At 67.5% G+C, this 25,883-nt stretch carries 25 protein-coding genes and 1 tRNA gene; 4 read left to right on the top strand and 22 right to left on the bottom strand.

Annotated elements, in window-relative coordinates; translation table 11 throughout:
• Positions 1 to 38: 38 nt before the first annotated feature.
• The 17 genes from WFH44_RS07090 to argS form a co-directional block, all read right to left on the bottom strand.
• Positions 39 to 854 (bottom strand): F0F1 ATP synthase subunit delta, encoded by an 816-nt coding sequence (locus WFH44_RS07090; protein ID WP_336712800.1) that lies wholly within the window; start codon positions 852 to 854, stop codon positions 39 to 41.
• Entirely contained in the window at positions 854 to 1,417 is a 564-nt protein-coding gene (locus WFH44_RS07085; RefSeq protein ID WP_336712798.1) for a F0F1 ATP synthase subunit B, read from the bottom strand. The genes WFH44_RS07090 and WFH44_RS07085 overlap by 1 nt, the downstream gene beginning before the upstream one ends.
• Before the next feature lie 46 nt (positions 1,418 to 1,463).
• Positions 1,464 to 1,667 (bottom strand): ATP synthase F0 subunit C, encoded by a 204-nt coding sequence (atpE, locus tag WFH44_RS07080; protein WP_005268527.1) that lies wholly within the window; start codon positions 1,665 to 1,667, stop codon positions 1,464 to 1,466.
• Between the two features lie 66 nt (positions 1,668 to 1,733).
• Positions 1,734 to 2,540: a F0F1 ATP synthase subunit A gene (atpB, locus tag WFH44_RS07075; protein ID WP_336712796.1), complete on the bottom strand. Its 807-nt coding sequence runs from the start codon at positions 2,538 to 2,540 to the stop codon at positions 1,734 to 1,736.
• Between the two features lie 86 nt (positions 2,541 to 2,626).
• The gene (locus tag WFH44_RS07070) at positions 2,627 to 2,884 is read right to left on the bottom strand and encodes a hypothetical protein (protein WP_336712794.1); all 258 of its coding nucleotides are present in this window, start codon (positions 2,882 to 2,884) and stop codon (positions 2,627 to 2,629) included.
• Positions 2,874 to 3,383 (bottom strand): hypothetical protein, encoded by a 510-nt coding sequence (locus WFH44_RS07065; protein WP_336712792.1) that lies wholly within the window; start codon positions 3,381 to 3,383, stop codon positions 2,874 to 2,876. Before WFH44_RS07065 ends, WFH44_RS07070 begins: the two co-directional genes overlap by 11 nt.
• Before the next feature lie 94 nt (positions 3,384 to 3,477).
• Positions 3,478 to 4,482 (bottom strand): MraY family glycosyltransferase, encoded by a 1,005-nt coding sequence (locus WFH44_RS07060; RefSeq protein WP_336712790.1) that lies wholly within the window; start codon positions 4,480 to 4,482, stop codon positions 3,478 to 3,480.
• Positions 4,479 to 6,293 carry a polysaccharide biosynthesis protein gene (locus tag WFH44_RS07055; RefSeq protein WP_336712789.1) on the bottom strand — a complete coding sequence of 605 codons (1,815 nt, stop codon included), beginning with the start codon at positions 6,291 to 6,293 and terminating at the stop codon, positions 4,479 to 4,481. Before WFH44_RS07055 ends, WFH44_RS07060 begins: the two co-directional genes overlap by 4 nt.
• On the bottom strand, positions 6,290 to 7,048 hold the full coding sequence (locus WFH44_RS07050; RefSeq protein ID WP_336712940.1) for an L-threonylcarbamoyladenylate synthase: 759 nt from the start codon (positions 7,046 to 7,048) through the stop codon (positions 6,290 to 6,292). Before WFH44_RS07050 ends, WFH44_RS07055 begins: the two co-directional genes overlap by 4 nt.
• Before the next feature lie 28 nt (positions 7,049 to 7,076).
• Positions 7,077 to 7,922 (bottom strand): peptide chain release factor N(5)-glutamine methyltransferase, encoded by an 846-nt coding sequence (gene prmC / locus WFH44_RS07045; RefSeq protein WP_336712787.1) that lies wholly within the window; start codon positions 7,920 to 7,922, stop codon positions 7,077 to 7,079.
• Between the two features lie 5 nt (positions 7,923 to 7,927).
• Positions 7,928 to 9,007 (bottom strand): peptide chain release factor 1, encoded by a 1,080-nt coding sequence (gene prfA, locus WFH44_RS07040; protein ID WP_336712785.1) that lies wholly within the window; start codon positions 9,005 to 9,007, stop codon positions 7,928 to 7,930.
• A gap of 208 nt (positions 9,008 to 9,215) precedes the next feature.
• Positions 9,216 to 11,288, bottom strand: a complete 2,073-nt coding sequence (gene rho, locus WFH44_RS07035) for a transcription termination factor Rho (RefSeq protein WP_336712784.1) — start codon at positions 11,286 to 11,288, stop codon at positions 9,216 to 9,218.
• Positions 11,289 to 11,610: 322 nt separating this feature from the next.
• Positions 11,611 to 12,573 (bottom strand): homoserine kinase, encoded by a 963-nt coding sequence (gene thrB, locus WFH44_RS07030; RefSeq protein WP_336712783.1) that lies wholly within the window; start codon positions 12,571 to 12,573, stop codon positions 11,611 to 11,613.
• 7 nt (positions 12,574 to 12,580) lie between these two features.
• Positions 12,581 to 13,681: a threonine synthase gene (gene thrC / locus WFH44_RS07025; RefSeq protein WP_262105338.1), complete on the bottom strand. Its 1,101-nt coding sequence runs from the start codon at positions 13,679 to 13,681 to the stop codon at positions 12,581 to 12,583.
• Complete coding sequence (locus tag WFH44_RS07020; RefSeq protein WP_336712782.1) at positions 13,682 to 15,001, bottom strand: homoserine dehydrogenase; 1,320 nt, start codon at positions 14,999 to 15,001, stop codon at positions 13,682 to 13,684. It lies immediately after the preceding gene.
• A 75-nt stretch (positions 15,002 to 15,076) separates the two neighbouring features.
• On the bottom strand, positions 15,077 to 16,516 hold the full coding sequence (gene lysA, locus WFH44_RS07015; RefSeq protein WP_336712781.1) for a diaminopimelate decarboxylase: 1,440 nt from the start codon (positions 16,514 to 16,516) through the stop codon (positions 15,077 to 15,079).
• A gap of 4 nt (positions 16,517 to 16,520) precedes the next feature.
• The gene (gene argS, locus WFH44_RS07010) at positions 16,521 to 18,164 is read right to left on the bottom strand and encodes an arginine--tRNA ligase (protein WP_336712780.1); all 1,644 of its coding nucleotides are present in this window, start codon (positions 18,162 to 18,164) and stop codon (positions 16,521 to 16,523) included.
• Positions 18,165 to 18,347: 183 nt separating this feature from the next.
• On the opposite strand from argS, the gene WFH44_RS07005 reads away from it, so the two are divergent.
• Positions 18,348 to 18,420: transfer RNA gene (locus WFH44_RS07005), tRNA-Arg, on the top strand.
• 77 nt (positions 18,421 to 18,497) lie between these two features.
• Here WFH44_RS07005 and WFH44_RS07000 read toward each other — a convergent pair.
• Complete coding sequence (locus WFH44_RS07000; RefSeq protein ID WP_336712779.1) at positions 18,498 to 19,469, bottom strand: GlxA family transcriptional regulator; 972 nt, start codon at positions 19,467 to 19,469, stop codon at positions 18,498 to 18,500.
• Between the two features lie 81 nt (positions 19,470 to 19,550).
• Between WFH44_RS07000 and WFH44_RS06995 the strand changes: the two genes are divergently transcribed.
• On the top strand, positions 19,551 to 19,712 hold the full coding sequence (locus WFH44_RS06995) for a hypothetical protein (RefSeq protein ID WP_336712778.1): 162 nt from the start codon (positions 19,551 to 19,553) through the stop codon (positions 19,710 to 19,712).
• Positions 19,713 to 19,791: 79 nt separating this feature from the next.
• On the opposite strand, the gene WFH44_RS06990 is transcribed toward WFH44_RS06995, so the two are convergent.
• A complete protein-coding gene (locus WFH44_RS06990) occupies positions 19,792 to 20,349 on the bottom strand; it encodes a DinB family protein (RefSeq protein ID WP_336712776.1) in 558 nt (185 codons plus the stop codon).
• Between the two features lie 230 nt (positions 20,350 to 20,579).
• Here WFH44_RS06990 and WFH44_RS06985 point away from each other — a divergent pair, with 230 nt between their 5' ends.
• A complete protein-coding gene (locus WFH44_RS06985; RefSeq protein ID WP_336712774.1) occupies positions 20,580 to 21,551 on the top strand; it encodes a helix-turn-helix transcriptional regulator in 972 nt (323 codons plus the stop codon).
• A gap of 44 nt (positions 21,552 to 21,595) precedes the next feature.
• Here WFH44_RS06985 and WFH44_RS06980 read toward each other — a convergent pair whose 3' ends face one another.
• Genes WFH44_RS06980 through WFH44_RS06970 form a run of 3 tightly spaced genes read right to left on the bottom strand, consistent with a single transcriptional unit; the run spans position 21,596 to position 24,317 of the window.
• Positions 21,596 to 22,387 (bottom strand): ABC transporter ATP-binding protein, encoded by a 792-nt coding sequence (locus tag WFH44_RS06980; protein ID WP_336712772.1) that lies wholly within the window; start codon positions 22,385 to 22,387, stop codon positions 21,596 to 21,598.
• Positions 22,388 to 22,389: 2 nt separating this feature from the next.
• The gene (locus tag WFH44_RS06975; RefSeq protein WP_336712771.1) at positions 22,390 to 23,295 is read right to left on the bottom strand and encodes an ABC transporter permease; all 906 of its coding nucleotides are present in this window, start codon (positions 23,293 to 23,295) and stop codon (positions 22,390 to 22,392) included.
• Between the two features lie 20 nt (positions 23,296 to 23,315).
• The gene (locus tag WFH44_RS06970) at positions 23,316 to 24,317 is read right to left on the bottom strand and encodes an ABC transporter substrate-binding protein (RefSeq protein WP_336712770.1); all 1,002 of its coding nucleotides are present in this window, start codon (positions 24,315 to 24,317) and stop codon (positions 23,316 to 23,318) included.
• 325 nt (positions 24,318 to 24,642) lie between these two features.
• Here WFH44_RS06970 and WFH44_RS06965 point away from each other — a divergent pair, with 325 nt between their 5' ends.
• Positions 24,643 to 25,872 (top strand): multidrug effflux MFS transporter, encoded by a 1,230-nt coding sequence (locus WFH44_RS06965; RefSeq protein ID WP_336712768.1) that lies wholly within the window; start codon positions 24,643 to 24,645, stop codon positions 25,870 to 25,872.
• Positions 25,873 to 25,883 lie beyond the last annotated feature (11 nt).

The raw sequence follows: 25,883 nt of genomic DNA, 5'->3' as shown, positions 1-25,883 counted from the left end.
GTGATGAGGCCGTGGCCAGCTTGTCCCTGCGGGACCAGCTAGACCGCGAGCTTCCGTTGAAGTTCCGCCAGGCGGGCGATGACCGACGAATCGACCACTTCGTCCCCGACCTGGACACGGACTCCGCCAACCAGCGATGGGTCAACGTTGACGTTGATCTTCAGCTCGCGGCCGTACAGCTTGTCCAGCCCTGCCTGCAGTCGCGTGATCTGACTCGGGGCCAGCGGACGGGCGACGCTGACCTCGGCGATCCAGCGCCGCTGGCGCTGGGCGACAAGCTCCACGAAACGCTGGACGAGGGCAGTCGGCTTGAGTCCGCGCGGGGCGGACACGGCCTGGCTGATCAGGACCTGCGCTTCCGAACCGGCGTGCGGAACCAGCTTGAGGGCCAGCCGCACCTTGGCCTCGGACGATGCCTGAGGCTCCGACAGGGCCCGCTGCAGACCATGGTCCGCATTGACTGCCCTGATGAAGCTGAACAGGTCGTTCTCCAGACCTTCGAGTCCGTCAAGGCCGGTGCCTTTGCTCTCCGCGACTGCGATCGCCGTAGTCGCCGCGAGGGTCTCCAAGGCATCACCAATGTCACGTGCTGAGGCCCACCGCGAAGCGGCCAGGCCCTCGACGACGGTCCGGGCGTCGGCAGAAACATTTCCGCCGAGCAGCTCCGAAACGAGCCGGGCTTTGTCCTTGCCTTCACGCGAGGGGTCAGTCAGGCTCCGGCGCAGTCCAGCATTGCTGTCCAGCAGGCTAAGGATTGCAAAGAGTTCCTCTGCCAGGGACAGTGGAGCCGTCGGCAGCTTGGCCTCAAGTTCCCGCTGTGCCGCTTTCAGTGACTCGCTCGATACACCTGCCATTAGTTCGCAGCACCTGCACTCTGGGACGCCGGCGCGGCCGTCTCGAGGTCGGCCAGGAAGCGGTCGACGACGCGAGCGGCGCGTGCGTCATCGTTCAGGGACTCCCCGACGATCTTGCCTGCGAGCTCGGTGGCGAGGATGCCGACTTCGCTGCGCAGCGTAGTCACTGCGGTCTGGCGCTCGGCAGCGATCTGCACCTGTGCCTGCTCGCTGATGCGCGCTGCCTCGGCAGCAGCCTTCTCCTTCAGATCCGCCAGGATCTGGGCGCCCTCTGCACGTGCTTCCTCGCGGATGCGGTTGGCTTCGGTGCGGGCATCCATCAGCTGCTGCTTGTACTCGTCAAGGGCGGCGCTTGCCTCGGCCTGCGCGGCCTCGGCCTTGGCGATTCCGCCTTCGATTGCCTCGGCCCGCTCTGCATAGGTCTTCTCGAACGCCGGAACGACGTACTTGACGACAATGAACATGAGCACGGCGAAGCCAAGCAGCGTTACCAGGATTTCCCAGATGTTAGGGACCAGAGGGTTGACGCCCTCCGCGGCGGCGAGGATTACTGTCTCATTCATATCTCACCCGTCCTATCTACTCGGTTTGAAAAGTGCGCGATGCCGACTAGAGGACGAACGCGAACACCAGGCCGAGGATAGCCAGAGCTTCGGTCAGTGCCAGACCCAAAAAGGCGATCGGCTGCAGCACACGCTGGGCCTCGGGCTGACGGGCAACTCCATTGATGTAAGCAGCGAATACCAGGCCCACACCGATGGCACCGCCGATGGCGGAGAGACCGTAACCTACGAGGTTGAGATTGCCTTCCATTATTTTCCTTTCAAGATGCCGCTAAGGGCAGGTTGTTTGGTTCAGGAGCTTCCCCAGCGGGGAAATTTAGTGTTCCTCGGCCAGGGAGCCTTGGATGTAGATCGCGGTCAGCAGCGTAAACACGTAGGCCTGCAGGACCTGGATCAGGATTTCGAAGAGGTACATGCCCACACCGCCGGCGAGCGTCAGGATGCCCAGCGGCTTGAGCAGGAGCTGGTCCTGGGTGAGCAGGAACTCGGAGCCTGCGGCTGCCAGCATGATGATCAGGTGGCCCGCCAGCATGGTGGCGAAAAGACGGAGGCTGTGGGTTACCGGGCGGACCAGGAAGGTCGAGATGATTTCGATCAGGACAACCAGGGGCAGGATCGCCTTCGGGACGCCGGAGGGGACCACGGCCAGCTTGAAGTAGCCGATGCCGTGCTTTTGGATGCCCAGGATGATCCAGGTGAAGTACACGATGCCGGCCAGCGCGTAGGCGGTGCCCACGTGCGACGTCGTGGGCATCTGGATCAGCGGGACCGACCCGAAGAGGTTGTTGACCAGGATGAAGAAGAACAGTGCGAACAGCAGCGGCACGAACGGCCGGTAGTCGCGTTCGCCGATGATGTCCTTGCCCACGGAGTTGCGGACGAAGTTGTAGCTCATTTCGCCGAGGAACTGCATCTTGCCGGGAACGAGCTTGCCGCGGCGGGCAGCCGCAACGAAGAACCAGGAAATCAGGACCACGGAAAGGAGAACCAGCAGCATCTGCTTTCCGAATCCTGTGCCGTATTCCGCGGCCCAAGGAAGGACTTCGGGAAGATGCATATCTTCGAGGGTTGGTGGGACGAAGCCACCTTCATCAGCGGCCGCCGGAAGCGCAAGCGCGATCAACGCGTTTCCTCTCTGCAGTGTCCATCATTGGGCGTTTCGGGGTGGCCTGCCGCCAAGGGCATGCCACCGTATGAAGTTATTGGCATTTAGTTGTTGGTTCCCCGGTCCCCACGCCTGCGCTGGGGGCTGCGGGTGAGGTTGTGCTTTCGGGCCAGATAGTAGCCGCCGCCGGCGCCCAGAACGGCTCCGGCGATGAACAGCCAGCGGGTATTCAACAGAAAGTCCAGCCCCCACCCTATCAAACCCCAGGCGATGATCCCGCCAATAATGTAGGTGGCCAACGTGTTGCCGCCCGGGTAATCCCGGCCGCCATTCGAGTTATCCGGGGAGGGCTCAGCCGGCATGCCGCTCGTCCTTTCCGGCGCTGCCGGGGGCAGCCTCGGGAGAGTCGGCATAGATCTGGTACCGGACCCGCGAAAAAGCGAAGACTTCGGCACCCTGCCATACGACCACCGCGACCACGGCCGCGATGAAGAACCAGGTGGTGTCCAGCCAGTCCGGCGTGCCTACCACGAAGAGCACCGCGCCAAAGCCGACGACCTTGAGCACATATGTGGCGATGAACGCGCCGATGGCGCCCGACGGATTGTTCCTGCCGACGAAATGTCCGACGAGCAGGCTGATGGCGAAGAACAGCACGACCAGGGCCGCGCCAAGCAGGGCGCCGAGGGCCGCATTGCCGCCGGCGAGCACGGCACCCAGCAGCATGACCACCAAGGTGGCGGCACCGGCCGCCGCTGCCGCCTTGGCCAGGATGCTCAGCCAAGGCGAAACTGTGGGACCCGCAGCCCGGAGGGGTACACCGGCAACGGCACGGCGGCCGTTGGATTCGGGTGCACTCATGGCTGTCCATTCAGTCAGTAGGCGGGGAAGACCGTTTTAGCGGCCAGATGAATTCTACACGAGATAGAACTCGTTCGGTCCCCGGCTGTCCCGTTCACCGACCAGTTGCGTAACCTTGCCGCCAATGCCCCAGGATCCGGGGCGCCTGCAGATACACAACGAGGACTGCGGCCCCTGCTGCCAGCGCGGCCACCTTGACCGGCAGGGCGCTCTCTCCCGCGGCAATGCCGCAGATTCCGGTGAGCAGCGAGCACACGGTGACCAGCACCGCGGACTGGAGGTGGCTCAATCCAACGTCGGTCAGCCGCTGGTAGACATGCTGGCGGTGCGGGGCGTACCACCGCTCCCCCGCGCTGATGCGCCGCAGCAGGGTCGTCGCGGTATCGGCCAGGTAGACGGCGACGGGACCCAGCAGCATTTCGGGTCCCACGCCGGAGAGGAACGCGGCCACCCCCGTCACCGCCAGGGATCCGCCCAGCAGGTAGCTTCCGACGTCGCCAAGGAAGTTGCGTCCGCGCAGGTTCCACGGGAGGAACGCCGCAAAGGCCATGGCGATGACCAGGGCTGCCGAAACGAGCCAGGGCATCCCGTACATCGCCCCGACGGCGGCGAACGTGCCGCCGACGGCCAGGCCATGCAGTCCCGAGATCCCGTTGACACCGTCCATGAAGTTGGCCACGTTGATATAGCCGGCAACCGCGACGGCGCCGAGCGGGACCCACCACCAGACCGCATCCGTCAGCTGGACCAGCGCCGCCGTCGCCGCCGCACCGATGGCCAGCTGCAGCAGGAACCTGACCTTGATGCCCAGCCCCCGGAAATCCTCGGCCCAGCCAAGGAGCGCGGCGGCCAGCGAGGCACCGGCCACAGTGGCCAGCAGCGGACCCTCGCCCGCGTCCGCTCCGACGATGGCGACGAGCAGGCCGCCGGCCACGCCCGCGGCGACGGTGATGCCCATCCCCCGGACCACGGCCTCGGTGTGCGAGGACCGTTCGTTGGGAATATCGAGGACGCCGTGCCTGAGCAGCACGGGCTTAAGCAGGACGGGCAGCCCCAGGCTGAGGCCGAACGCCACGACGGCGGCCACCAGCTGGGTCATTTCGCCGTCTCCGCCACGTGGCCCGCAATCGGCTGATGCTGGCGGCTTTTCCACTCCTCAAGCGACATCCGGGTCGGGTCGAGGGCGTCTATGCAGGCATGGGAGATCTTGGGGTGCAGCGGCCTCGAGTCGCCCTCGCCCTCGCCGATCAGGTCCTCGTGCAGCTTCTCCCCCGGGCGAAGTCCCGTGAACACGATGTCGACCTGCTTGCCGGACATGGCGATCATGCGCTGCGCGACGTCGAGGATGCGCACGGGCTCGCCCATGTCGAGGATGAGCACCTCGCCGCCGCGGCCGATGGCGCCGGCCTGGATCACGAGCTGGCAGGCTTCCGGAATCGTCATGAAGAACCGGGTGGCTTCCGCATCAGTGACCGTTACCGGGCCACCGTTGCGGATCTGCTCGTTGAACAGCGGCAGGACCGAGCCGCGGCTGCCGAGCACGTTGCCGAACCGCACGGAAACATACTTCAGCCCCGATTCACGGGCGACCCATGCGGTGATCTTCTCGGCCACACGCTTGGAATGGCCCAGGACCGTCGTGGGGTTGGCCGCCTTGTCGGTTGAGATGTTCACGAACGTCTGGACGTTGGCCGCACGGGACGCCTCGAGCACGTTGAGTGTGCCCAGCACATTGGTCTTCCACGCCTCTTCCGGATACTGCTCCAGCAGGGAGACGTGTTTGAGCGCCGCGGCGTGGAAGACCACCTCGGGCTTGCGGTCGAGGAAGATCGAGGTCAGCGCCTCCGCGTCGCGGATGTCGGCCAGCACGGTGTCTTTGCCGTCGAGCAGGCCCTGCCCGGTCAGGGAAATCTGGGTGCCCTGCAGGCCGGTCTCGTCCCGGTCCAGCATGATCAGCTCCGCCGGCTCGAAGTGGTTGATCTGGCGGCACAGCTCGGATCCGATCGAGCCGCCGGCGCCGGTGACGAGGACGCGCTTGCCCTTGACGTAGCCGGCGATCTCTTCGACGTGGATATCGACCGGGTGGCGTCCGATCAGGTCTTCTATGGCAACTTCGCGGAAGGAGAACTCCGAACCGCCGGTCAGCATGTCCTTCAGCGGCGGCACCACCAGGACCTTGATGTTCAGGCCCGCGACAACGTCGGAAATGTGCCGGACCTGCTTGGCGTCGACATTGGCAATCGCGATCAGCAGCACCGTCGCGTTGGTCCGGGCGACAATGTCCGGAAGGTCCGCCATCCGCCCGAGGACCGGGACGCTGGCGATGCGCAGATGCTTCTTGGCCGGATTGTCGTCGATCAGCCCCACCGGCAGCCAGGGCGAGGCCGGGTCGTTGCTCATGCGGGTGACGATGGATTTTCCGACGAAACCTGCCCCGTAGACCAGGGTCCGCGCCGCCTGCTCCCCCGGCTTGGCCTTGCTCTCGACATACATCCGCTTGAGGTAGCGGATGGCGGCCATGAACAGGCAGGCGAACGGGAAGGCGATGAGGCCGATGCCGCGGGCGATGCTCATCGAGATGCCGAAGAACAGCAGCGCCACTGTCATGATCGCCGAGACGGACACCGTCACGATCACCAGCAGCTTTGCTTCGTGGAAACTGCCGAAGCTGTAGCGGCCGCGGTACAGCGCGAAGGCCGATCCCACCGCGAACTGCGATGCGATGGCGATGCCGCAGAGCACCAGGATGCCGGGCAGGCGCAGCTCGCTCAGCTGCATTTCATAGCGCAGGTAGACCGCCAGCACGATGGCGACGATCCAGGAGAACGAGTCCAGCAGGAACTGCGACCAGAGCCAGAGCGCCTTATCGCTGCTGGCGGTCCTGCCGGGGGCCGGGGCGGGCTGGCTCATGCCCCGACGGTCCCTTCCCGGGACTGCGGCGCGGATTCGTCGTCGTCCTCAGCCTCGCTCCGCGGTTCGGCGGGCGCATCCTCGGGTGCCTGCTGCGGCAGTTCCTCGCCCAGGCCGACGATGCCGGGCACCGCTTCGCGCAGCCGCTCGAGGCTGAGCGCACCCTCGCGCACCACCCGGAGCGGGGTGGACGTGCAGTCAACGATCGTCGACGGGACCGATCCGGCTTCGCGCTCCCCCGCTTCGAGGTAGACCTCGACCGACTCGCCAAGCTGCGCAAACGCCTCGGCTGCAGTCTGCGCAGCCGGCCGGCCCGTCCGGTTAGCGGAGGAAACGGCCAGCGGCCCGGTCAGCGCGAGCAGGTCCAGGGCAATCCGGTCATCCGGCATTCGCAGGGCCACGGTGCCCTTCGTCTCCCCCAGGTCCCACGTCAGCGACGGCTGGGCATGGAAGATCAGCGTCAGCCCGCCGGGCCAGAACGTGTCGGCCAGCAGCCGGGCGTCGGCGCTGATGTCAACCGCGAGTCCGTCCATGGTCTGGGGCCGCGGGATCAGGACCGGGGGCGGCATCTTCCTGCTCCGCCCTTTCGCCGCCAGCAACGTGGCGACGGCCTGCGGCGAGAAGGCATCGGCGGCGATCCCGTAGACCGTGTCGGTCGGGATTACCACGCACTGCTTGCTGCTGAGGGCCGTCTGTGCGGCGGCCAGCCCTTCGCTCCGGTCGACTTCGTCCTGGCAATTGAATGTGGGGGTCACAGGTTTCATTCTTTCATTCTTGGCGCCACTACCGCTTGACAGCGGCGGTCGCACGCTCTCGTCCGGTGAGATCGGAGACCGTGCCAACATCGTTCCAGCAGCCGGCGTCCACGAGCAATTTCGACACGGCCGGCGCCTGCACTTCTGCGTGTTCCATGATGAAATAGCCCCCGCTTTTCAGCAGGCGTGCGGCGCTGGCGGCGGTGGCGCGCGGCAGCTCCATGCCGTCCGCTCCCCCGCCGTAAAGGGCCAGCTCGGGGTCGTGTTCGGCTACTTCCGGGTCAACGGGCACGGCATCCGGGGGTATGTACGGAGGGTTGGAAACAACGACGTCGAACGTTCCGTCATGTTCTTCCAGCGCGGTCCGCAGGTCCCCCCGGACCAGCGTGACGCCGAGCGGTTCCAAATTCCGGGCGGCCCACGCGTGGGCGAGCCCGCTGAGTTCGACGGCGTATACCTCGGCGCCGGGGACCTCGCTGGCGATGGATCCGGCGATGGCGCCGGAACCGGTGCCCAGGTCCACGACCTTGGCGCCCGGCGTCCGGCGGGCGGCGTCGATGGCGTGCTGGGCGACCGTTTCGGTCTCCGGGCGCGGGATGAAGACGCCCGGTCCGACGTCGAGCTCCAGGTGCCGGAAGTACGCCTTGCCCGTAATGTGCTGCAGCGGAACGCGGCGCGCGCGCTCGGCCACGAGTTCGGCCAGGCCCTCCGGGCTGGCGGCGCCGGTCAGCGCCAGTGCCCTGACCCGGCCCGCGGATTCACCCAGAAGGTGCGCGGCCAGCAGCTCGGCATCCACCCGCGGGCTCGGCACGCCGGCCTCCGCCAGCAGCCTGGCCGCCTCGGCCAGCGCCTCGGCGAGAGTTACTGCAGCCACGTCGCCTAGTGGTCCTCGCCCAGTGCGTCGAGCCGCGCCTGTTCGTCCATTTCGATGGCCGACTGGATGACCGGCTCCAATTCCCCGTTCATCACGGCATCAAGGTTGTAGGCCTTGTAGCCCGTGCGGTGGTCGGCCACCCGGTTCTCCGGGAAGTTGTAGGTCCGGATCCGCTCGGAACGGTCCATGGTGCGGATCTGCGACTTGCGGGTCTCCGAATTGGCGGCGTCGATCTGCTCCTGCTGGTGCGCCAGCAAGCGGGCGCGCAGCACGCGCATGGCCGCTTCGCGGTTCTGCAACTGCGATTTCTCGTTCTGCATGGCGACCACAATGCCGGTGGGCAGGTGCGTGATCCGGACCGCCGAGTCCGTGGTGTTGACCGACTGGCCGCCCGGCCCCGAGGAACGGTACACGTCGATCTTGAGGTCGTTCTGGCTGATGTCGATCTCTTCCGGCTCGTCCACCTCGGGCAGCACCAGCACGCCGGCGGCCGACGTGTGGATACGGCCCTGGGATTCGGTGACCGGCACGCGCTGGACGCGGTGGACGCCGCCCTCGAACTTCATCCGTGCCCACACGCCCTCGGCCGGGTCGTTCGACGAGCCCTTGATGGCCATGGAGACGTCCTTGTAGCCGCCCAGGTCGGACTCGGTGGCGGAGATAACCTCCGTCTTCCAGCCCCGGCCTTCGGCGTAGCGCGTGTACATGCGCAGGAGGTCGCCGGCGAACAGCGCCGCCTCGTCGCCGCCTTCGCCGCCCTTGACCTCGATGATGACGTTGCGGGCGTCGTCCGGGTCCCGGGGAATGAGCAGCCGGCGCAGCCGCTCCTGCGCGGTTTCGAGCTCGGCTTCCAGCCCGGGGACTTCCGCGGCGAACTCCGGATCCTCCGCCGCCATTTCCCGGGCCGCGCCCAAGTCTTCGGAGAGCTGCTTCCACCGCTTGTGGGCCTCGACGATCCCGTTCAGCTGGGCGGAGCGGCGCCCCAGCTTGCGCGCCAGCGCCTGGTCGGCGTACACGGCGGGGTCGCTCAGCTGCTGCTGCAGCTGCGCGTGCTCATCCAACAAGCCCTGGACGGACTCAAACATCTTTAACCTCTTCCGACTCTTATCTCAGTCTAAGTAACGACGGCGGCTTCCGGGACAGCCGGTGCACCGCTGGCGGTTTAACAGCAACAGCCGCCCAAAATATGCCAGCCTGCTCGGCTCCGGCCCGGCCGGTCCGCGGAAGCGGATCCGTAGGGGCCGCGGCCATCGCAATCATGGAGGGCCGGCATATCTTGGGCGGCTAGGGCAGCTACCTGTCGTCGTCGGACTTGGAACCCAGCGTGGTCTTCTGGACCTGCATCAGGAATTCGACGTTGGACTGCGTCTCGCGGATTTTGCCGGTGAGCAATTCAAGCGACGACTGCGTGTCGAGGCCCGAAAGGACCCGGCGCAGCTTCCACATGATCTTGACTTCCTCGGGCGAGAGCAGGTTCTCTTCGCGGCGGGTACCGGACGCGTTGACGTCCACGGCCGGGAAGATGCGCTTGTCGGCCAGGCTGCGGGAGAGCCGCAGTTCCATGTTGCCGGTGCCCTTGAATTCCTCGAAGATCACTTCGTCCATCTTGGAACCGGTTTCCACCAGCGCCGTGGCGAGGATGGTCAGCGATCCACCGTTCTCGATATTGCGCGCAGCACCGAAGAAGCGCTTCGGCGGGTACAGCGCGGACGAGTCCACACCGCCGGAGAGGATGCGGCCGGAAGCCGGCGCGCTCAGGTTGTAGGCGCGGCCCAGGCGGGTCATCGAGTCCAGCAGGACGACGACGTCCATGCCCATTTCCACCAGGCGCTTGGCCCGCTCGATCGCGAGTTCGGCGACCGTGGTGTGGTCATCGGCGGGGCGGTCGAAGGTGGAGGCGATGACCTCGCCCTTGACCGTGCGCTGCATGTCCGTGACTTCTTCCGGACGCTCATCGACCAGGACCATCATGAGGTGGACCTCGGGGTTGTTGATGGTGATGGCGTTCGCGATGGACTGCAGGATAAGCGTCTTGCCGGCCTTGGGCGGCGAGACGATGAGGCCACGCTGGCCCTTGCCGATCGGCGCGACGAGGTCGATGACGCGCGGGCCGATCTTCTTCGGCTCGGTTTCCAGGCGCAGTCGCTCGGAGGGGTACAGCGGAACCAGCTTGGTGAAGTCCACGCGGTCCTTGTTGTCCTCGGCGGGCTTGCCGTTGACCGAGGTCAACCGGACCAGGGCGTTGAACTTCTGCCTGCTGTTCTGGTTCGGGTTCTCGCCGTCCCGCGGTGCGCGGATGGCACCGACGACGGCGTCGCCCTTGCGCAGGTTGTACTTCTTCACCTGTGCCAGGGAGACGTAGACGTCGTTCGGCCCGGGCAGGTAGCCGGAGGTGCGGACGAAGGCGTAGTTCTCCAGAACGTCGAGGATGCCGGCGACCGGCAGCAGGACATCGTCGTCGCTGATCTCGGTGTCATCCACGTCCGGGCTGCGGTCACGGCCGCGGCGGCGGTCGTTCCGGTCGCGGAAGCGGGTGTTGCCGGACTCCCCGTCGCGGTCGCGGCGGTTGCGGCTGCGGCGGTTGCGGTTGCGTCCGCCGTCCTCGGAGTCATCGCGAGTGTCCGTGTCGCGGCCGTCGCCGTCACGGCCTCGGCCACGGCCGCGGTCGCGCCGCTCGCGGCGGTCGCCCTGTCCCTCCTGGCTGCCCTGCTGGCCCTGGCTCTCCTGGCCGCCCTTGGGTGTTTCGGCGCCGGCGGTTTCGCCCTGCTCGCGGCGCTCGGCGCCGCCTTCGACCTGCTCCGGCTGCTGCTCGGCGCGGCGGTTACGGGTGCGTCCCTGCCCGCGGCCGCCCTCGCGGCCGGTTTCGGCCTCGGGCCGCTGCTGTGCCTCGGGCTGCGCCTGGGCAGCGGCTTCGGCTGCCGGAGCGGCGGCCTCGGCGGCAGGCGCCTGTGCTGCGGCGGGCGCCTCGGTGACGGTGCCGTCGCTCGAAGCCCGGCGGCTGCGGGTGCGGGACCGGGTCACGCGTTCCGCGGCCTTGTTCAGGTCCCCGCCGGTCTTCGGAGCAGTCTTCGCCTGGCCGTTGGACGCGGCGGTCTCGGCCGTCGCCTCAGGCGCGGCCGGCGCTTCCGCCGCCGCGGCACGTGCCGCGGCCTTGGCGGGCCGATCCGCGACGGACGAACCGCGCTGGTGGTCGGAGATCGCCGCGACCAGGTCGCTCTTGCGCATCCGCGAACCACCCGTGATGCCCAGCTGGGTGGCCAGAGCCTGCAGCTGCGCAAGCTTCAGTCCGGCAAGTCCCGCGCTCTTTGGCGCAGGTGAGTCTGATGTTGTCGCCACACCTGCAGTCAGGTCAGTGGTTTCTGTCACGAAGGATCCTTCCCCCTCGTCGGGCGGCCGCATCGGAAGCGGACCGCGTTGTTTGCATCCCGGCTGATGCATAAGAAACATAGCCGGGTCGGGTTTGCCGAAGTGCGGCACCTGGCAAAGCCGAGTGATTGTGTAAAAACCTCGGACGACGTCCGTTCAATCGGTCTTAGGGATGCGCCGTCCGCGTTTGCTGCGCGTGGCACGGCACTCAGTAATTCCTCAACGGATCCTCAGGAGGCTGCACCGGATCATGGCCCCGCTGCCGGTACTTCATGGCCGGTGCCAAATTGCCAGCGGCCGCTGCGACAGGTTGCCAAGCCGGTTAATTCCGGCGGTGCATCTCTACTTTAGCACCATCTGTGTCGACTTCCAGTTCCAGAACACGCCAGCCGTCGGCAGTTGGGGATGCCGTGACGATGGCGTGGATCTGCTCCTGGATGCGGTCCGCCTGCTGACGTCCGCGGGCCAGCGTCATGACGGTAGGGCCGGCCCCGGACACCACGGATGCGAAGCCTGCGGCACGCAGCGACGCCATGAGATCGGCGCTGGGGGCCATGGCCGGCGCCCGGTGGCTTTGGTGCAGCGCATCCACCGTAGCCGGCAGCAGGAGCGACGGGTCGCGGGTGAGCGCCTGCACCAGCAGGGCGGCCCGGCCCGCGTTGGCGGCGGCGACGTGGTGCGGGACGGAAACCGGGAGCAGGTTGCGCGCCGTCTCGGTGGACAGCTCGTACGACGGAATCGCCACGATCGGAATGATGTCCGGGTGCACATCGACGGCGGTGCTGAAGAAGGACCCCGCCGTCTCCCAGGAGATGGCCAGCCGGCCGGCCAGCGCGGGCGCGACGTTGTCCGGATGCCCTTCCTGCGCCGAACACAGCTGGAGGACCTCCTGCGCGGACAGCCTGTCACCGGCCGGCAGCAGTGCGTTCGCCAGGAGCACAGCGCTGACGATCGCCGCGGCCGACGAGCCCAAGCCGCGTCCGTGCGGAATGACGTTCGTGGCTTCCAGCCGCAGGCCGTTGCTTTCGAAGCCGACCCGGCCGAGCGTGTCCCTGATCGTGGCGATGATCAGGTGGCTCTCATCCCGGGGCAGTTCCGCGGAACCCTCGCCCGCGACCTCGGCGCTGAACACGCCGTCGTCGGTGGATTCCACCGAGACCTGGTCGTACAGCGTCACCGCCAGTCCGAGGCTGTCGAAGCCGGGGCCCAGGTTGGCGCTCGTCGCCGGGACCCGCACGCTCACGCGCTGGCCCGCGGCGATCGCCGTGCGTTCGAAGGTCCTCACGGGAGCGCTACTCGAGGCCAAGGGCTGCAGCCACGCTGACAACGTCGAAATCAACCTTCACAGGGGTCACTTCGCCGCCGTCTTCGGTCCGCAGGGCCCACTGCGGGTCCTTCAGGCCGTGACCGGTGACCGTGATGACGATGGTCTTGCCGGAGGGCACTTCGCCGGCCTCGTGCTTCTTGATCAGTCCGGCGACGCCGGCCGCGGACCCGGGCTCCACGAAAACCCCTTCGCGGGAGGACAGCCACCGGTGTGCCGCAAGGATCTGCTCGTCCGACACGGACTCGATCAGGCCGCCCGATTCGTCACGGGCGGCAACCGCGGTCTGCCAGGAGGCGGGGTTGCCGATCCGGATGGCGGTCGCGATGGTCTCGGGTTCGGTGACCGGATGCCCCAGGACCAGCGGGGCGGCCCCTTCCGCCTGGAAGCCCCACAGCTGCGGGGTCTTGGTCGCTACGGCGGGCAGCGTGCCGGCCGTCTTGGACTCGTACTCGGCCGCGTACTCCTGGTAGCCCTTCCAGTACGCGGTGATGTTGCCCGCGTTGCCGACGGGCATGACGTGGATGTCCGGGGCGTCGCCGAGGTAGTCGACGGTCTCGAAGGCCGCCGTCTTCTGCCCCTGGATGCGTGCCGGGTTCACCGAATTGACCAGGAAGACCGGGTACGCCTCGGAGAGCTTGCGCGCCACGTCGAGGCAGTTGTCGAAATTGCCGTTGATCTGGATGATCTCCGCGCCGTGGGCGATCGCCTGGCTCATCTTGCCCATCGCGATCTTGCCGGCCGGCACCAGGACCGCGCACTTCAGCCCGGCCTGGGTGGCATACGCGGCGGCCGAGGCGGAGGTGTTCCCCGTCGAGGCGCAGACAACGGCCTTTGCGCCCGCTTCCACCGCGGCCGTGATGGCCATGGTCATGCCGCGGTCCTTGAACGACCCGGTCGGGTTCATGCCCTCGACCTTCAGGTACACGGTCGAACCGGTCAGCTCGGAGAGCGCCTTGGCATGGACCAGCGGCGTTCCGCCTTCGCCCAAGGTCACGATCTCGGTCTCGTCCGTGACCGGCAGACGATCGGCGTACTCGCGGATGACGCCGCGCCATTGGTGAGCCACTTAGACTCCTTCTACTCGCAGGACAGAAGTTACTGAATTGACAACGTCGAGGTCTTTGATCGCTTCAACCGTGGCGGCCAGCGACGCCTCGGTGCCGCGGTGCGTGATGATGCGCAGCTCGGCGGCGGCGCTGCCGTCCGCGATGCTGGGCAGGTCCTCGGTGTGCATGGTCTGGCGCATGACCTCGATCGATACGCCGTGGTCGGCGAAAACATGCGCGATCTTCGCGAGCACGCCGGGCTGGTCCGCCACGTCCAGGCCGATGTAGTAGCTGGTGAGGATGCTGTCCTCGCCCAGCACCTGCAGCTGCTCCCCGGTGGTCTCGGTGCGCCCGCGCCCGCCGCTGACGATCCGCCGCGCGGCGGCAACCACGTCGCCCACCACGGCCGACGCGGTCGGACGGCCGCCGGCGCCCTGGCCGTAGAACATCAGCTGGCCGGCGTTCTCCGCTTCGACGAAGACCGCGTTGAAGGCGCCGTGGACGGCGGCGAGCGGGTGGGTGCGCGGCAGGAGGGTCGGGTGCACGCGCACCGATACGCCGGCAGTGCCGTCCTTCGCGGTCTGCTTCTCGGCGATCGCCAGCAGCTTGATGACGAAACCCGTGTCGCGGGCGGCCTCGATGTCCGCGGCCGTGATCGACGTAATGCCCTGGCAGCGCACGGCGTCGAGCGGGAAGACCGTGTGGAAGGCCAGCGAGGCCAGCAGCGTCCCCTTGGCCGCCGCGTCCAGGCCCTCGATGTCCGCCGTCGGGTCCGCTTCCGCGTAGCCGAGCGCCTGCGCGGCCCTCAGTGCGTCGGCGAAGTCCGCGCCGGTGGTATCCATCTGGTCGAGGATGTAGTTCGTGGTGCCGTTGACAATGCCCAGCACGCGCGTGATCCGGTCGCCCGCGAGGCTCTCGCTGATCGGCCGCAGGATGGGGATGGCGCCTGCGACGGCGGCCTCGAAGTACAGCTCGACGTCGGCCGCGGCGGCCTTCTCGTACAGTGCCGGGCCGTCCGCCGCCAGCAGCGCCTTGTTGCCGGTGACCACGGAGGCGCCGTGCTCCACGGCGCGCAGGATCAGCGACCGTGCCGGTTCCATGCCGCCCATGAGTTCGATGACGACGTCGGCATCCTTCACGAGGGCCTCGGCATCGTCGGTGAACAGTTCGCGCGGCAACTCGACGTCCCGCGGCGCGTCCACGTTGCGCACGGCGATGCCGGCCAGTTCCAGGCGCGCCCCGGAGCGGCGCGCCAGGTCTTCGCCGTCGTCAAGGAGTATCCGCGCCACCTGGGATCCGACATTTCCGCACCCCAACAGTGCCACTTTCAGCGTGTTCATTGCTGCTCTAACTCCCGTGTTGGTAAAAAACTGCCATGCGTAGTTCTCTGGCCTGGCGCCTGCTCGGCCGAAGGCTCAGCCCAGGTCGCGTGCCAGCAGGTCTTCTTCGGTTTCGCCGCGCACGATCAGGCGGGCCCCGCCCTCAGACACGGCCACCACGCCCGGGCGGGCCACATAGTTGTAGTTGCTGGCCAGTGCCCAGCAGTACGCCCCGGTGCCCGGCACGGCCAGCAGGTCGCCGGCAGCGATGTCGGCAGGCAGGTACGCGTCCCTGACTACAATGTCACCGCTCTCGCAGTGTTTGCCAACCACGCGGGAAATAATTGCCGGCTGCTGCGTCACACGCGAGGCCAGGACCACGGAGTAGTCCGCGTCGTAGAGCACGGGACGGGCATTGTCGCTCATGCCCCCGTCGACCGAGACGTACCGCCTCGGGTACGTCCCGCCGTCGGGCGTGTCCACATTGACCGTCTTGAGGGTCCCCGTTTCGTACAGGGTGAAGGTGCTGGGTCCGACGATGGCGCGTCCGGGTTCGATGGAGATCCGCGGGACCTCGATCCCCAGGCGGTTGCAGGTGGAACGGACGACGGCGGCCATCGCCTTGGCCAGGTCGGCCGGCGGGCGGGGCGTGTCCGCGTCCGTGTAGGCGATGCCGTAGCCGCCCCCGAGATCCAGCTCGGCCAGCTCCGCGCCGTGGTCCGCACGCATCCGGGCCACGAACTCGAGCAGCCGCTCGGCGGCCAGGGCGAATCCTTCCGGCTCGAAGATCTGGGATCCGATGTGGCAGTGCAGGCCCAGCAGGTTGATGGAATCGTGACCGAGGGCCGCGCGGACCGCCTGCTCGGCTGGCGAGTCCGTCATGGCCTCGGAGATACCGGCCATCGACAGGCCGAACTTCTGGTCCTCGTGCGCGGTGGCGATGAACTCGTGCGTGTGCGCGTGCACGCCCGGGGTCAGCCGGAACATCACGTTGGCGCGCTCGTTGCGGTCCGCCGCGATGGCCGCCAGCCGGTGCAGCTCGTCGAGGCTGTCGACCACGATCCGGCCCAGGCCCATGTCCAGCGCGCGGCGGAGCTCGGCGTCGGACTTGTTGTTGCCGTGCAGGCCCAGTTTGCTGCCCGGAACCCCTGCCCGGGCGGCGACGGCGAGCTCGCCGCCGCTGCAGGTGTCCAGGCGCAGGCCCTCCTGCTCCACCCAGCGCGCCACCTCGGTGCAGAGGAAGGACTTGCCGGCGTAGTAGACGTCCACTCCCCCGCAGAGCTCGGCGAAGGCTTCATCGAAGGACTGCTTGAAGTCGCGGGCGCGGGCGCGGAAGTCCGCCTCGGACATGACGAACAGCGGCGAGCCGAAGCGGGCCTTCAGCTCGCTGACCGGGATGCCGGAGATCTCCAGCTCCCCGCCGGCTCCACGGGCCACATCCCGGGCCCACATCTTCGGCAGCAGTTCGTTGGCGTCTTCGGGGTACTCGAGCCACTCCGGGGCCAGCGGCGAGGCGGCAGAAGTCTGAGCTGTCATTGGGCTACATCCTTTCCGGGGCGGTCACGCCGAGGAGCCCGAGCCCGTTGGCCAGCACCTGCGTGGTTGCGTCGTTGAGCCAGAGCCGGGTGCGGTTCAGGTCCGTCACTTCGGCGTCGCCCAGCGGCGTGACCCGGCAGGAATCGTACCAGCGGTGGTAGGCGCCGGCGATGACCTCCAGGTGGCGGGCAACGCGGTGCGGCTCGCGGAACTTGGCGGCCGTCGCGACGACCGAGGGGTACGCGCCCAGGTGGGCCAGCAGCTCGTTCTCCGTCGCGTGGTCCAGCAGCGACGCGTCGAAGGCGCTGCGGTCCACGCCGGCGTCCACGGCGTTGCGGGCCACGGCGCAGGTGCGCGCGTGGGCGTACTGCACGTAGAAGACGGGGTTCTCGTTGCTCCGGCGGGTCAGCAGGTCCAGGTCGACGTCGATGTTCGAGTCCGCATGCGAGCGGGTCAGGGCGTAGCGGGCGGCGTCGACGCCCACGGCGTCCACCAGGTCCTCCATCGTGACCACGGTGCCGGCCCGCTTGGACATCCGCACCGGCACGCCGTCCTTGACCAGGTTGACCATCTGGCCGATCAGCACCTCCACCCGGTCGGCGCTGTCCCCCATGGCTGCCGCCGCGGCCTTGAGCCGGGCCACGTAGCCGTGATGGTCCGCGCCGAGCATGTAGATGCACAGGTCGAAGCCGCGGTCCCGCTTGTTCTTGAAGTAGGCGATGTCCCCGGCGATGTAGGCGGCGTCGCCGTCGGACTTGATGACCACGCGGTCCTTGTCGTCCCCGAAGTCCGTCGACTTCAGCCACCAGGCGCCGGCTTCGAAGTACAGGCTGCCGGAGGTCTTGAGCTGCTCCAGCAGCGCCGAGACGGCCCCGGAGTCGAAGAGGTCGTTCTCGTGGAAGTAGACGTCGAAGTCCACGCCGAACTCGTGGAGGGACTTCTTGATGGCCGCGAACATCAGCTCGACGCCGCGGCTGCGGAATTCCTCCTGCGGGTCGGCGGCCGAAAGCGCCTCGGGGTTCTGTTCCAGGACCGCCCGGGCGATGTCGGAGATGTACTCCCCGCCGTAGCCGTCCTCCGGCGCCGGCTCCCCCTTGGCGCTGGCCAGCAGCGACCGGGCGAAACGGTCGATCTGCGTGCCGTGGTCATTGAAGTAGTACTCGCGCGTGACCTCGGCCCCCTGCGCCTGCAGGATCCGCGCCAGCGAATCGCCCAGCGCCGCCCAGCGGGTTCCGCCGAGGTGGATCGGACCGGTGGGATTGGCCGAGACGAATTCCAGGTTGATCCGCTTCCCGGCGTACTCAGCGGCGGTGCCGTAGGCGGGGCCCGCTTCCACGATGGTGCGGGCCAGCGAGCCGGCGGCGGCCGCGTCCACGGTGATGTTCAGGAAGCCCGGACCCGCGATGTCCACCTTCGCGACGCCGTCGATTTTGGCCAGGCGTGCGCTCAGGATCTCCGCGAACTGGCGCGGGTTCATGCCCGCTTTCTTGCCCAGCTGCATGGCCACGTTCGTGGCCCAGTCTCCGTGCTCGCGGTTCTTCGGCCGCTCCACCCGGACCTCCGCCGGAATTTCGACGGCGAAATCACCCGCGGCGACGGCGTCACGCAGGCAGGCGGCAATGGCAGCGGAAAGTTCTTCAGGAGTCACCCGTTAAGCATAAAGGTCCGGCGCCAGCCCGCCGTCCGCCCGGAAATCCATTGTGAGCATGCGCACACTGGCTGCCCCGGCACGCCCGCGGCGGGGGCGGTTTGCGCCTTGGGCCCCTCTTACTGATAAGCTCTATGAGTCCCAAACGCACCGGCACGCATCACCACGCAGCCAAGGTGCGGCGCCCTCGTAGCTCAGGGGATAGAGCGTCTGCCTCCGGAGCAGAAGGCCGTAGGTTCGAATCCTATCGAGGGCACATGCAAGGCCCGCTGCTGTAGCAAACAGCAGCGGGCCTTTTTGTTTGCCCGGCTGTCCTGCCTGCCCCGCCCTCGCCTATCCGACCGGAACCGGAGCTGCCCCGCGGAAGGTCCTTCGGTAGCTGGCCGGAGAGATACCGAGCGCCTTCACGAAGTGGTGCCGCAGCAGGACGGCCTGGCCGAAGCCGGTGGCCCGGGCAACCTCATCGATATTCAGGTCCGAGCTTTCCAGCAGTTCCTGCGCCAGCAGCACCCGCTGCGCGTTGACCCACGCCGCTGGAGTCGTCCCCGTCTCTGCCCGGAACCGCCGGGCGAAGGTCCGCTCGGACATGTGCACACGCCTCGCCAGCTCGGCGACCGACACCTCCTTGTCGAGGTTCTCCCCCAGCCAGACGACGAGGTCCCGGAGGGTGTTGCAGCCTTCGAGCGACATCGGCCGGGCAATGTACTGCGCCTGCCCGCCCTCGCGGTGCGGCGGCACCACCATGTCGCGGGCTATCCCTGCGGCGACGCCGGCGCCGAGCTCGGTGCGGACCAGGTGCAGGCAGGCGTCGATGCCCGCGGCCGTGCCGGCGCTGGTGATGATCCGCCCGTCTTCGACATAGAGGACGTTCTCATCGACGCTGATCAGCGGGTACTCCTGGGCCAGCTGCCGGGAATAGCGCCAGTGCGTGGTGGCCCGCCGGCCGTCCAGCAGGCCGGCTTCGGCCAGCACGAATGCCCCGGAGCACAGCGACATGACCCAGGCGCCGCGGGCGTGGGCCCGCCGGAGCGTCTGCTTGACCTCTTCGGGCAGCGGCTCCCCGTTCTCGTAGGGCGCCACCACAACGAGGTCCGCCGCATCCGCGCCGTCCAGTCCGTGCGGCACCTCGATAGAGAATCCGGTCTTGGTATCGATCGGTCCGGGATGGACGGAACAGACCTTGAAATCAAAGGCAGGAACGCCCGTGCCGCGAGCCGAGCGGTCGATGCCGAAGACCTCGCAGGCCACGCCGAACTCGAACGGCGAGGCCCCGGGGAGCACGATGGCGGCTACGTTTTTCAGCATGGTTCCAGTATGGCAGTTTTTTGATGATTAGCGTCGTTTCTGCCACTCTTTTTTGCCGCCCGGCCGGAGGAGCATAAAGGCATGGAACTCTTCCTGGTCTTGGTTTTCATCGCAATCATCGTGGCCACCTTCGCCATCATCCACGGCGACGGTCTCGGCCATACTCCGGAGGAGCGGTCCCTGCGGGACTGGTCCGACGGCTCCCTCCCCAGCCGGCCATTCACCGAGCAGCCGCATCACTAAGCGCCCGCCGCGGCGTCCTCCACCCCGCCTCTGCCGGACGGTTCCCAAGCGGTCCGGCAGAGGCAACCGCCCGCCGTCGTTATTGCCGGTGGGCGAACAGGTCCCGCAACAGAGCGACTTCCGCGAGATGGTGGATCATCTCCCGGTTGATATGCAGGACCAAGGCGGCCATCGAACGGTCGCCCCACGGTCCCTCCGCCGGTCCGCACGGCCGGGCCAGGCCTTCTTCCCCGAGTCCCCGGACACCGTCGATCCAGTGCCGGTACCCGCCGTCCAGCAGCGCCAGTGCCTTGTCGGCCGTCCCCGGGTAGTCGTAGCTTTCGTAATCGACGGCCGGTCCGCCGAAATGCGAGGCATTCCTCGCACCCAGGATGCCCACCAGAATGTGGCCGAGCCGCCAGGCAACCGTCGTCACCGGCGCCGGGACAGGTTCCGGCAGGGCGAAGTCGATCGTAAAGTCCCCGGAGCCCACGGCCATCGGCGCATGGCTCGTGCCACGGTGGCGCACGTTCCAGCAGCCCTCCGCCGGTTCCCAGAAGTACTCCTCGTCCGTCAGGCCATCCAGCCGGGGCCTGGCCTGGTTTTCCCAGTGCCAGTCGAGCTGGTCCACGAGTTCACCCGCCACGTTCAACGCCATCTTTGCCGTCCTTTCCCGGGTCTCCCGGCGCGCTTGCCGGTGCCGGTTCCATCTTCGCCGCCGGATGCGCGCCCTGCCAGCCCCTGCCGTCCCGATGCCGCTGCGGGCTCGCCCGGAAGCGGGCCCTTAGGCGAGGCCCGCAAGGTGTCCGGAGCGAATTCCGCCGCTGCACCCACGATAAGCACCATCGCGGACAGCTTCGGGCCGCATTGGCCAGTACATTTGCTTCCATGCTTGAGACCTCGGCCCGCCTGCTGCAACTACTGTCGCTCCTGCAGGTGCGCCGCGAGTGGACGGGCCCGGCGCTGGCGGAGCGGATGGGCGTCACCGAGCGGACGGTCCGGCGGGACGTCGGCAAGCTGCGCAGCCTCGGCTACCCCATCAACGCTTCTCCGGGCGTGGCCGGAGGCTACCAGTTGGGAGCCGGCGCCCAACTGCCGCCGCTGCTGCTCGACGATGACGAAGCCGTCGCCGTCGCCCTGGGCCTGAGTGCCGTGGCCGCGAGCCCGGTGGCCGGCGTTGCCGAGGCCTCCGTCCGGGCGCTCACCAAGCTGGAGCAGGTGCTGCCGGGAAGGCTGCGGCCGAAGTTCGGCATGCTCAGGGCCGCCGTGACGACGCTGCCCGGGCCCCGCGCCGCCGTGGATCCCGAGATCCTGACCAGCCTGTCCGCGGCGATCACCGACCGGCGGGTGGTGGGATTCCGCTATGCCAAGGCGGACGGCGAGAGCTCGCGCCGGCTGGCTGAGCCGTACGGGCTCGTGGATGCCGGGCACCGCTGGTACCTGGTGGCGTGGGACCTTGGCCGGGAGGACTGGCGGACCTTCCGCGCCGACCGATTCGGAAGTGTGCCGGTGCCTCGCGGCCGCTTCACGCCGCGACCCCTGCCGGGCACGGATCTCGCCGGCTACGTCCACGAGTCCATCGTCCGCTCGCCCTACCGGTACGACGTGGTGGTCCGCATCGACGCGCCGGTGCAGCAGGTGGCGGAGAAGGTGCCGCCCCAGGTGGCCGAACTGGAGGACGACGGCGACGGCACCGTCCTGCGGGCGGGTTTCGATTCGCTGGAGTACCCGTTGATCCAGCTGGCCGGCATGGGCTTCGCCTTCGAGATCATCGAACCGGCGGAATTCCGGGACCGCGCCCGCGAACTGGGCTCCAGACTGCGTGAGGCCGGGCGCACGGAGCGCCCGGCCTCACCGTAGGAGCGCGGCTGCTGCCGCTGCTTCTACTGCTATTGCTGGAATGGTTACTGCAGCATGGTGCGGTCGTCCAGCGCCGCGCCCTTGATCTTCTCGAACTCGTGCAGCAGGTCCGGGACCGTGGTCTTCTCCTTCTGCTGCCGATCCAGGTCCAGGATGATGCGGCCCTCGTGCATCATGATCAGGCGGGTGCCCAGCCGCAGCGCCTGCTCCATGTTGTGCGTGACCATCAGCGTGGTCAGCCCGTGCCGCTCGACCACCTCGGCGGTCAGGCGGCTGACCAGGTCGGCGCGCTGCGGGTCCAGCGCGGCCGTGTGCTCGTCCAGCAGCAGGATCTTCGGGCTGGAGAACGTGGCCATCAGCAGGGACAGGGCCTGGCGCTGGCCGCCGGAGAGCAGGCCGACCTTGGCCTTGAGCCTGTTCTCCAGTCCCAGCTCGAGGGATTTCAGCTCCTCCTGGAAGAACTCGCGCTTCCTGCGGGTCACGCCCGGTCGCAGGCCGCGGCTCTTGCCGCGCTCGTAGGCGATGGCGAGGTTCTGCTCGATCGTCATGTCCGGCGATGTGCCGGCCATCGGGTCCTGGAACACCCGGCCGATGAACCTGGCGCGGCTGTAATCCGCCAGCTTGGTGACGTCGGTGCCGTCGATCGTGACCGTCCCGGTGTCCGGGCGCAGCTTGCCCGAGGTGATATTCAGGATGGTCGATTTGCCGGCGCCGTTGCTGCCGATGACGGTCACGAACTCGCCGGCCGCCAGGGACAGGTTGATGTCCCGCAGGGCGGCCCGTTCATTGACCGTTCCCGCGAAGAACGTCTTGTGCACATTGGTGATTTCCAGCATAGTCAGCCCCTGGCTCCTGTCCCGGAAAGTGCTTTCTTCATGTTACTGAGCCCGCCTATGCGTCTGAAGACCTTCCACTGCGGCAGCACGAGTGCGATCACGACCAGGACGGCCGAGATGAGCTTCATGTCGTTCGGGTTCAGGCCTGCCTGCAGGGCGAGCTGGATCACGACGCGATACAGCACCGAACCGAGGACCACCGCCAGCGTGGCGATCACGATGACGCGCGAACCGAAGATCGCCTGGCCGATGATGACGGATGCCAGCCCGGCGAGGATCAGGCCGATTCCCATGCCGATGTCGGCGAAGCCCTGGTACTGGGCGATCAGGGCGCCGCACAGTGCCACCAGCCCGTTCGACAGTGCCAGGCCCAGGATCTTCATCCGGTCCGTGCTGACGCCGAAGCTGCGGATCATCTCTTCGTTGTCGCCGGTGGCCTGCATCGCGAGGCCCAGGTCTGTGTGCAGGAACCAGTCGATGATGAACTTCACCGAAAGGGCCAGCAGGCCGAAGACGATGATGGACCCGACAGTGCCGAGCATGCCCGCGTCGCGCAGCGGAGTGATCAGCGTGTCCTCGCGCAGCAGCGGCAGGTTGGCCTTGCCCATGATGCGCAGGTTGATCGAGTACAGCGCGATCATGGTGAGGATGCCCGCCAGCAGCCCGTTGATCTTCCCCTTGGTGTGCAGGATGCCGGTGATCCAGCCCGCCACCAGGCCGGCGCCGAATGCGGCCACCGTCGAGAGCACCGGAGGGGCTCCGTTGATGATCATGATCGAGGCGACGGCCGCACCGGTGGTGAAGCTGCCGTCCACGGTCAGATCGGGGAAGTTGAGAATCCGGAAGGTCAGGTAGACCCCCAGCGCCATGACCGCGTAGATCAGGCCCAGTTCAACCGCAACAATCATGCGAGGTAAACCTTCAGTCCCTAGTCGATGACGCGGTCGGCGGAATCAAGCACGGCCTTGGGGATCTCGACGCCCATCCGCTCGGCCGCACCCTTGTTCACCACGACCTCCAGCTCGGAGGCGGTTTCGATCGGCATGGACGCCGGCTCATCGCCCTTGAGGACCTTCACGGCCATCAGGCCGGTCTGGTAGCCAAGGTCCTCGTAGTTGATGCCCTCGGTGGCCAGGGCGCCGCCCTCGACGCTGGCCGCGTCGGAGGCAATGACCGGGATCTTCTTCGACTCGGCCACGCCGATCAGCGACGCCAGCGAGGAGACCACGTTGTTGTCGGTGGGGACGTAGAAGGCGTCGACGTCCAGCGACTGCGCGGCCTGCTGCACTTCGCCGGAGTTGCTCACGGTCGCCTCGCGGAGTTCAAGGCCGAGCTTCTTGGCGGCTTCCTTGGCCAGGTCCACCTGGACCTGCGAATTCACTTCGCCCGAGCTGTACACGATGCCGACCGACTTGGCGTCGGGCACCAGCTCCTTCAGCAGCCCCAACTGCTCTTCGACCGGGTTGAGGTCGCTGGTGCCGGTGACGTTGCCGCCCGGAGCCTCGAGCGAGTCGACGAGGCCGGCAGCGACGGGGTCCGTGACGGCCGTGATCATGATCGGGCTGCTGGTGATCGCCTGGGCCGCGGCCTGGGCCGTCGGGGTGGCGATGGCCAGGACCAGGTCCTTCTGGTCAGTGTTGAACTTGCCGGCGATGGACGTGGCCGTGGCCTGGTCTCCCTGCGCGTTCTGCTCGTCGTAAGTGACGTTCCCGCCTTCGGTGTAGCCGTTCTCGGACAGCGCCTTCTTGAATCCTTCCCGGGCCGCATCCAGCGAGGGGTGGGAAACGATCTGGGTGATGCCGATATTGACGGACTCGCCCCCGGCGCCGGCGGTGCTGCCGGCATCATTGCCGCCATTTCCGCAAGCCGTGGCCAGCAGCGCCGTCGCGACGAGAGTGGCCCCCAGAGCTGAGTAGCGCAAGCGTTTCATACGGTGGTCTTTCCTTTCAGATCCCAACACTGGCCGGGAATCGATCCGGCCGCCCTGCCGCGGCCGCGGCAGTAGAACATCCTGATGCAGAAGTCCCACCAGGTAGTCCCGAAAGATAGTACCTGTGAACGGCATCACAATGTCTAATCCTGCCCGTGGAGTCGGGACACCTGTTCAACCATTCCAGCTCCAGCCGGACATTCCGGCACAAAAACCGGCCCCTCAATCCGATGTGTCCAATTCCACACACGCCTCGGACCGGAGGTAGGCTGAACAGGCTCCGGCAGGTCCGGCGCACTTCTGATTGTCCCGAAGGAAGCCACCCATGACCTCTGAGAGCCCGGCTATTTCCGTCCGCTCCCGGCTCAACCTCTCCCGCGGCAAGGATCCGGTCGTGCTCCTGGCGGCGCTCGGCATCCTGAGCGCAGTCAGCCCCTTGGCCACCGACATGTACCTGGCCTCCATGCCCGCGATGGCCGAGTACTTCGACACGTCCGCTTCGGCAGTGCAGTTGACGCTGACCGCATACATGGTCGGCATGGCGGTCGGCCAGTTCCTGCTCGGCCCCATCTCCGACGTGCTGGGCCGGCACCGGCTCATGGCCGCGGGCAACGTGCTCTTCCTGCTCAGCTCCGTGGCCGTGATCCTGGTTCCAACCATCGAGGCGGTCATGGCGCTTCGCATCCTGCAAGGCCTCTCCGGAGCGGCGGGCGTCGTAATCGCCCGGGCCGTCGTCACGGACATCGCCTCCGGACGCAAGGCCGCCAAGCTCTTCTCCGTGCTGGCGATGATCACCTCCCTCGCGCCGGTTGTGGCGCCGCTCCTCGGCGGAGTCATCGCCTCGGTGGCGCCCTGGCAGGCGGTGTTCTGGGTCCTGGCCGGCTTCGGGCTCGTCATGCTGGCCTGCACCGTGTTCGTCGTGCCGGAGACGCTCCCCCGCGCAAAGCGCCACCGCGGAGGTCTCGCCACAGTCGCCGCGAATTCCTGGAAGGTGCTGCGCACGCCGTCGTTCATGGCCTATGCGCTGACCTTCGGCTTTGCCTTCAGCGCCCTCTTCTCCTACATCTCCGCCTCCGCGTTCGTGGTGCAGAACGTGCTTGGCTTTTCGGCGCTCGGCTACTCCTTCGTCTTCGCCGCCAACGCGGCCGGCTCGATCGTGACTGCCATCGTCAATACCCGGCTGGTCGATCGCATCGACCCCGGCCGCATCCTGCGCACCGCCATCGTGGCCATGTTCCTGGTCAATGCCGCAGGACTCGTCCTGGTCCTCGCCGGCATTAGCGGCTGGCCGACGCTGCTGCACCTCTTTGCGAGCCAGGCCTGCCTCGGCTTCATCTTCGGCAACGCCACGGCCCTTGCACAGGGCCGGGTCCCCGAGCGGGCGGGAGCGGGTTCGGCGGTCCTGGGCCTGCTCCAGTTCGTCCTGGGCGGCATTGCCAGCCCGTTGACCGGCATCGCCGGCCAGCACACGGCCGTGCCGATGGCCCTCTCCATGGCCATATGTTCCGCACTGGCCCTGGCCGCTGCGCTGGCCGCCCGCCGGCTCAGCCGGTGACACCGCCCATC

It is taken from the genome of Arthrobacter sp. USHLN218 (assembly GCF_037144715.1).
Taxonomy (GTDB): domain Bacteria; phylum Actinomycetota; class Actinomycetes; order Actinomycetales; family Micrococcaceae; genus Crystallibacter.
This window is presented reverse-complemented; position numbering and strand designations above follow the sequence as displayed.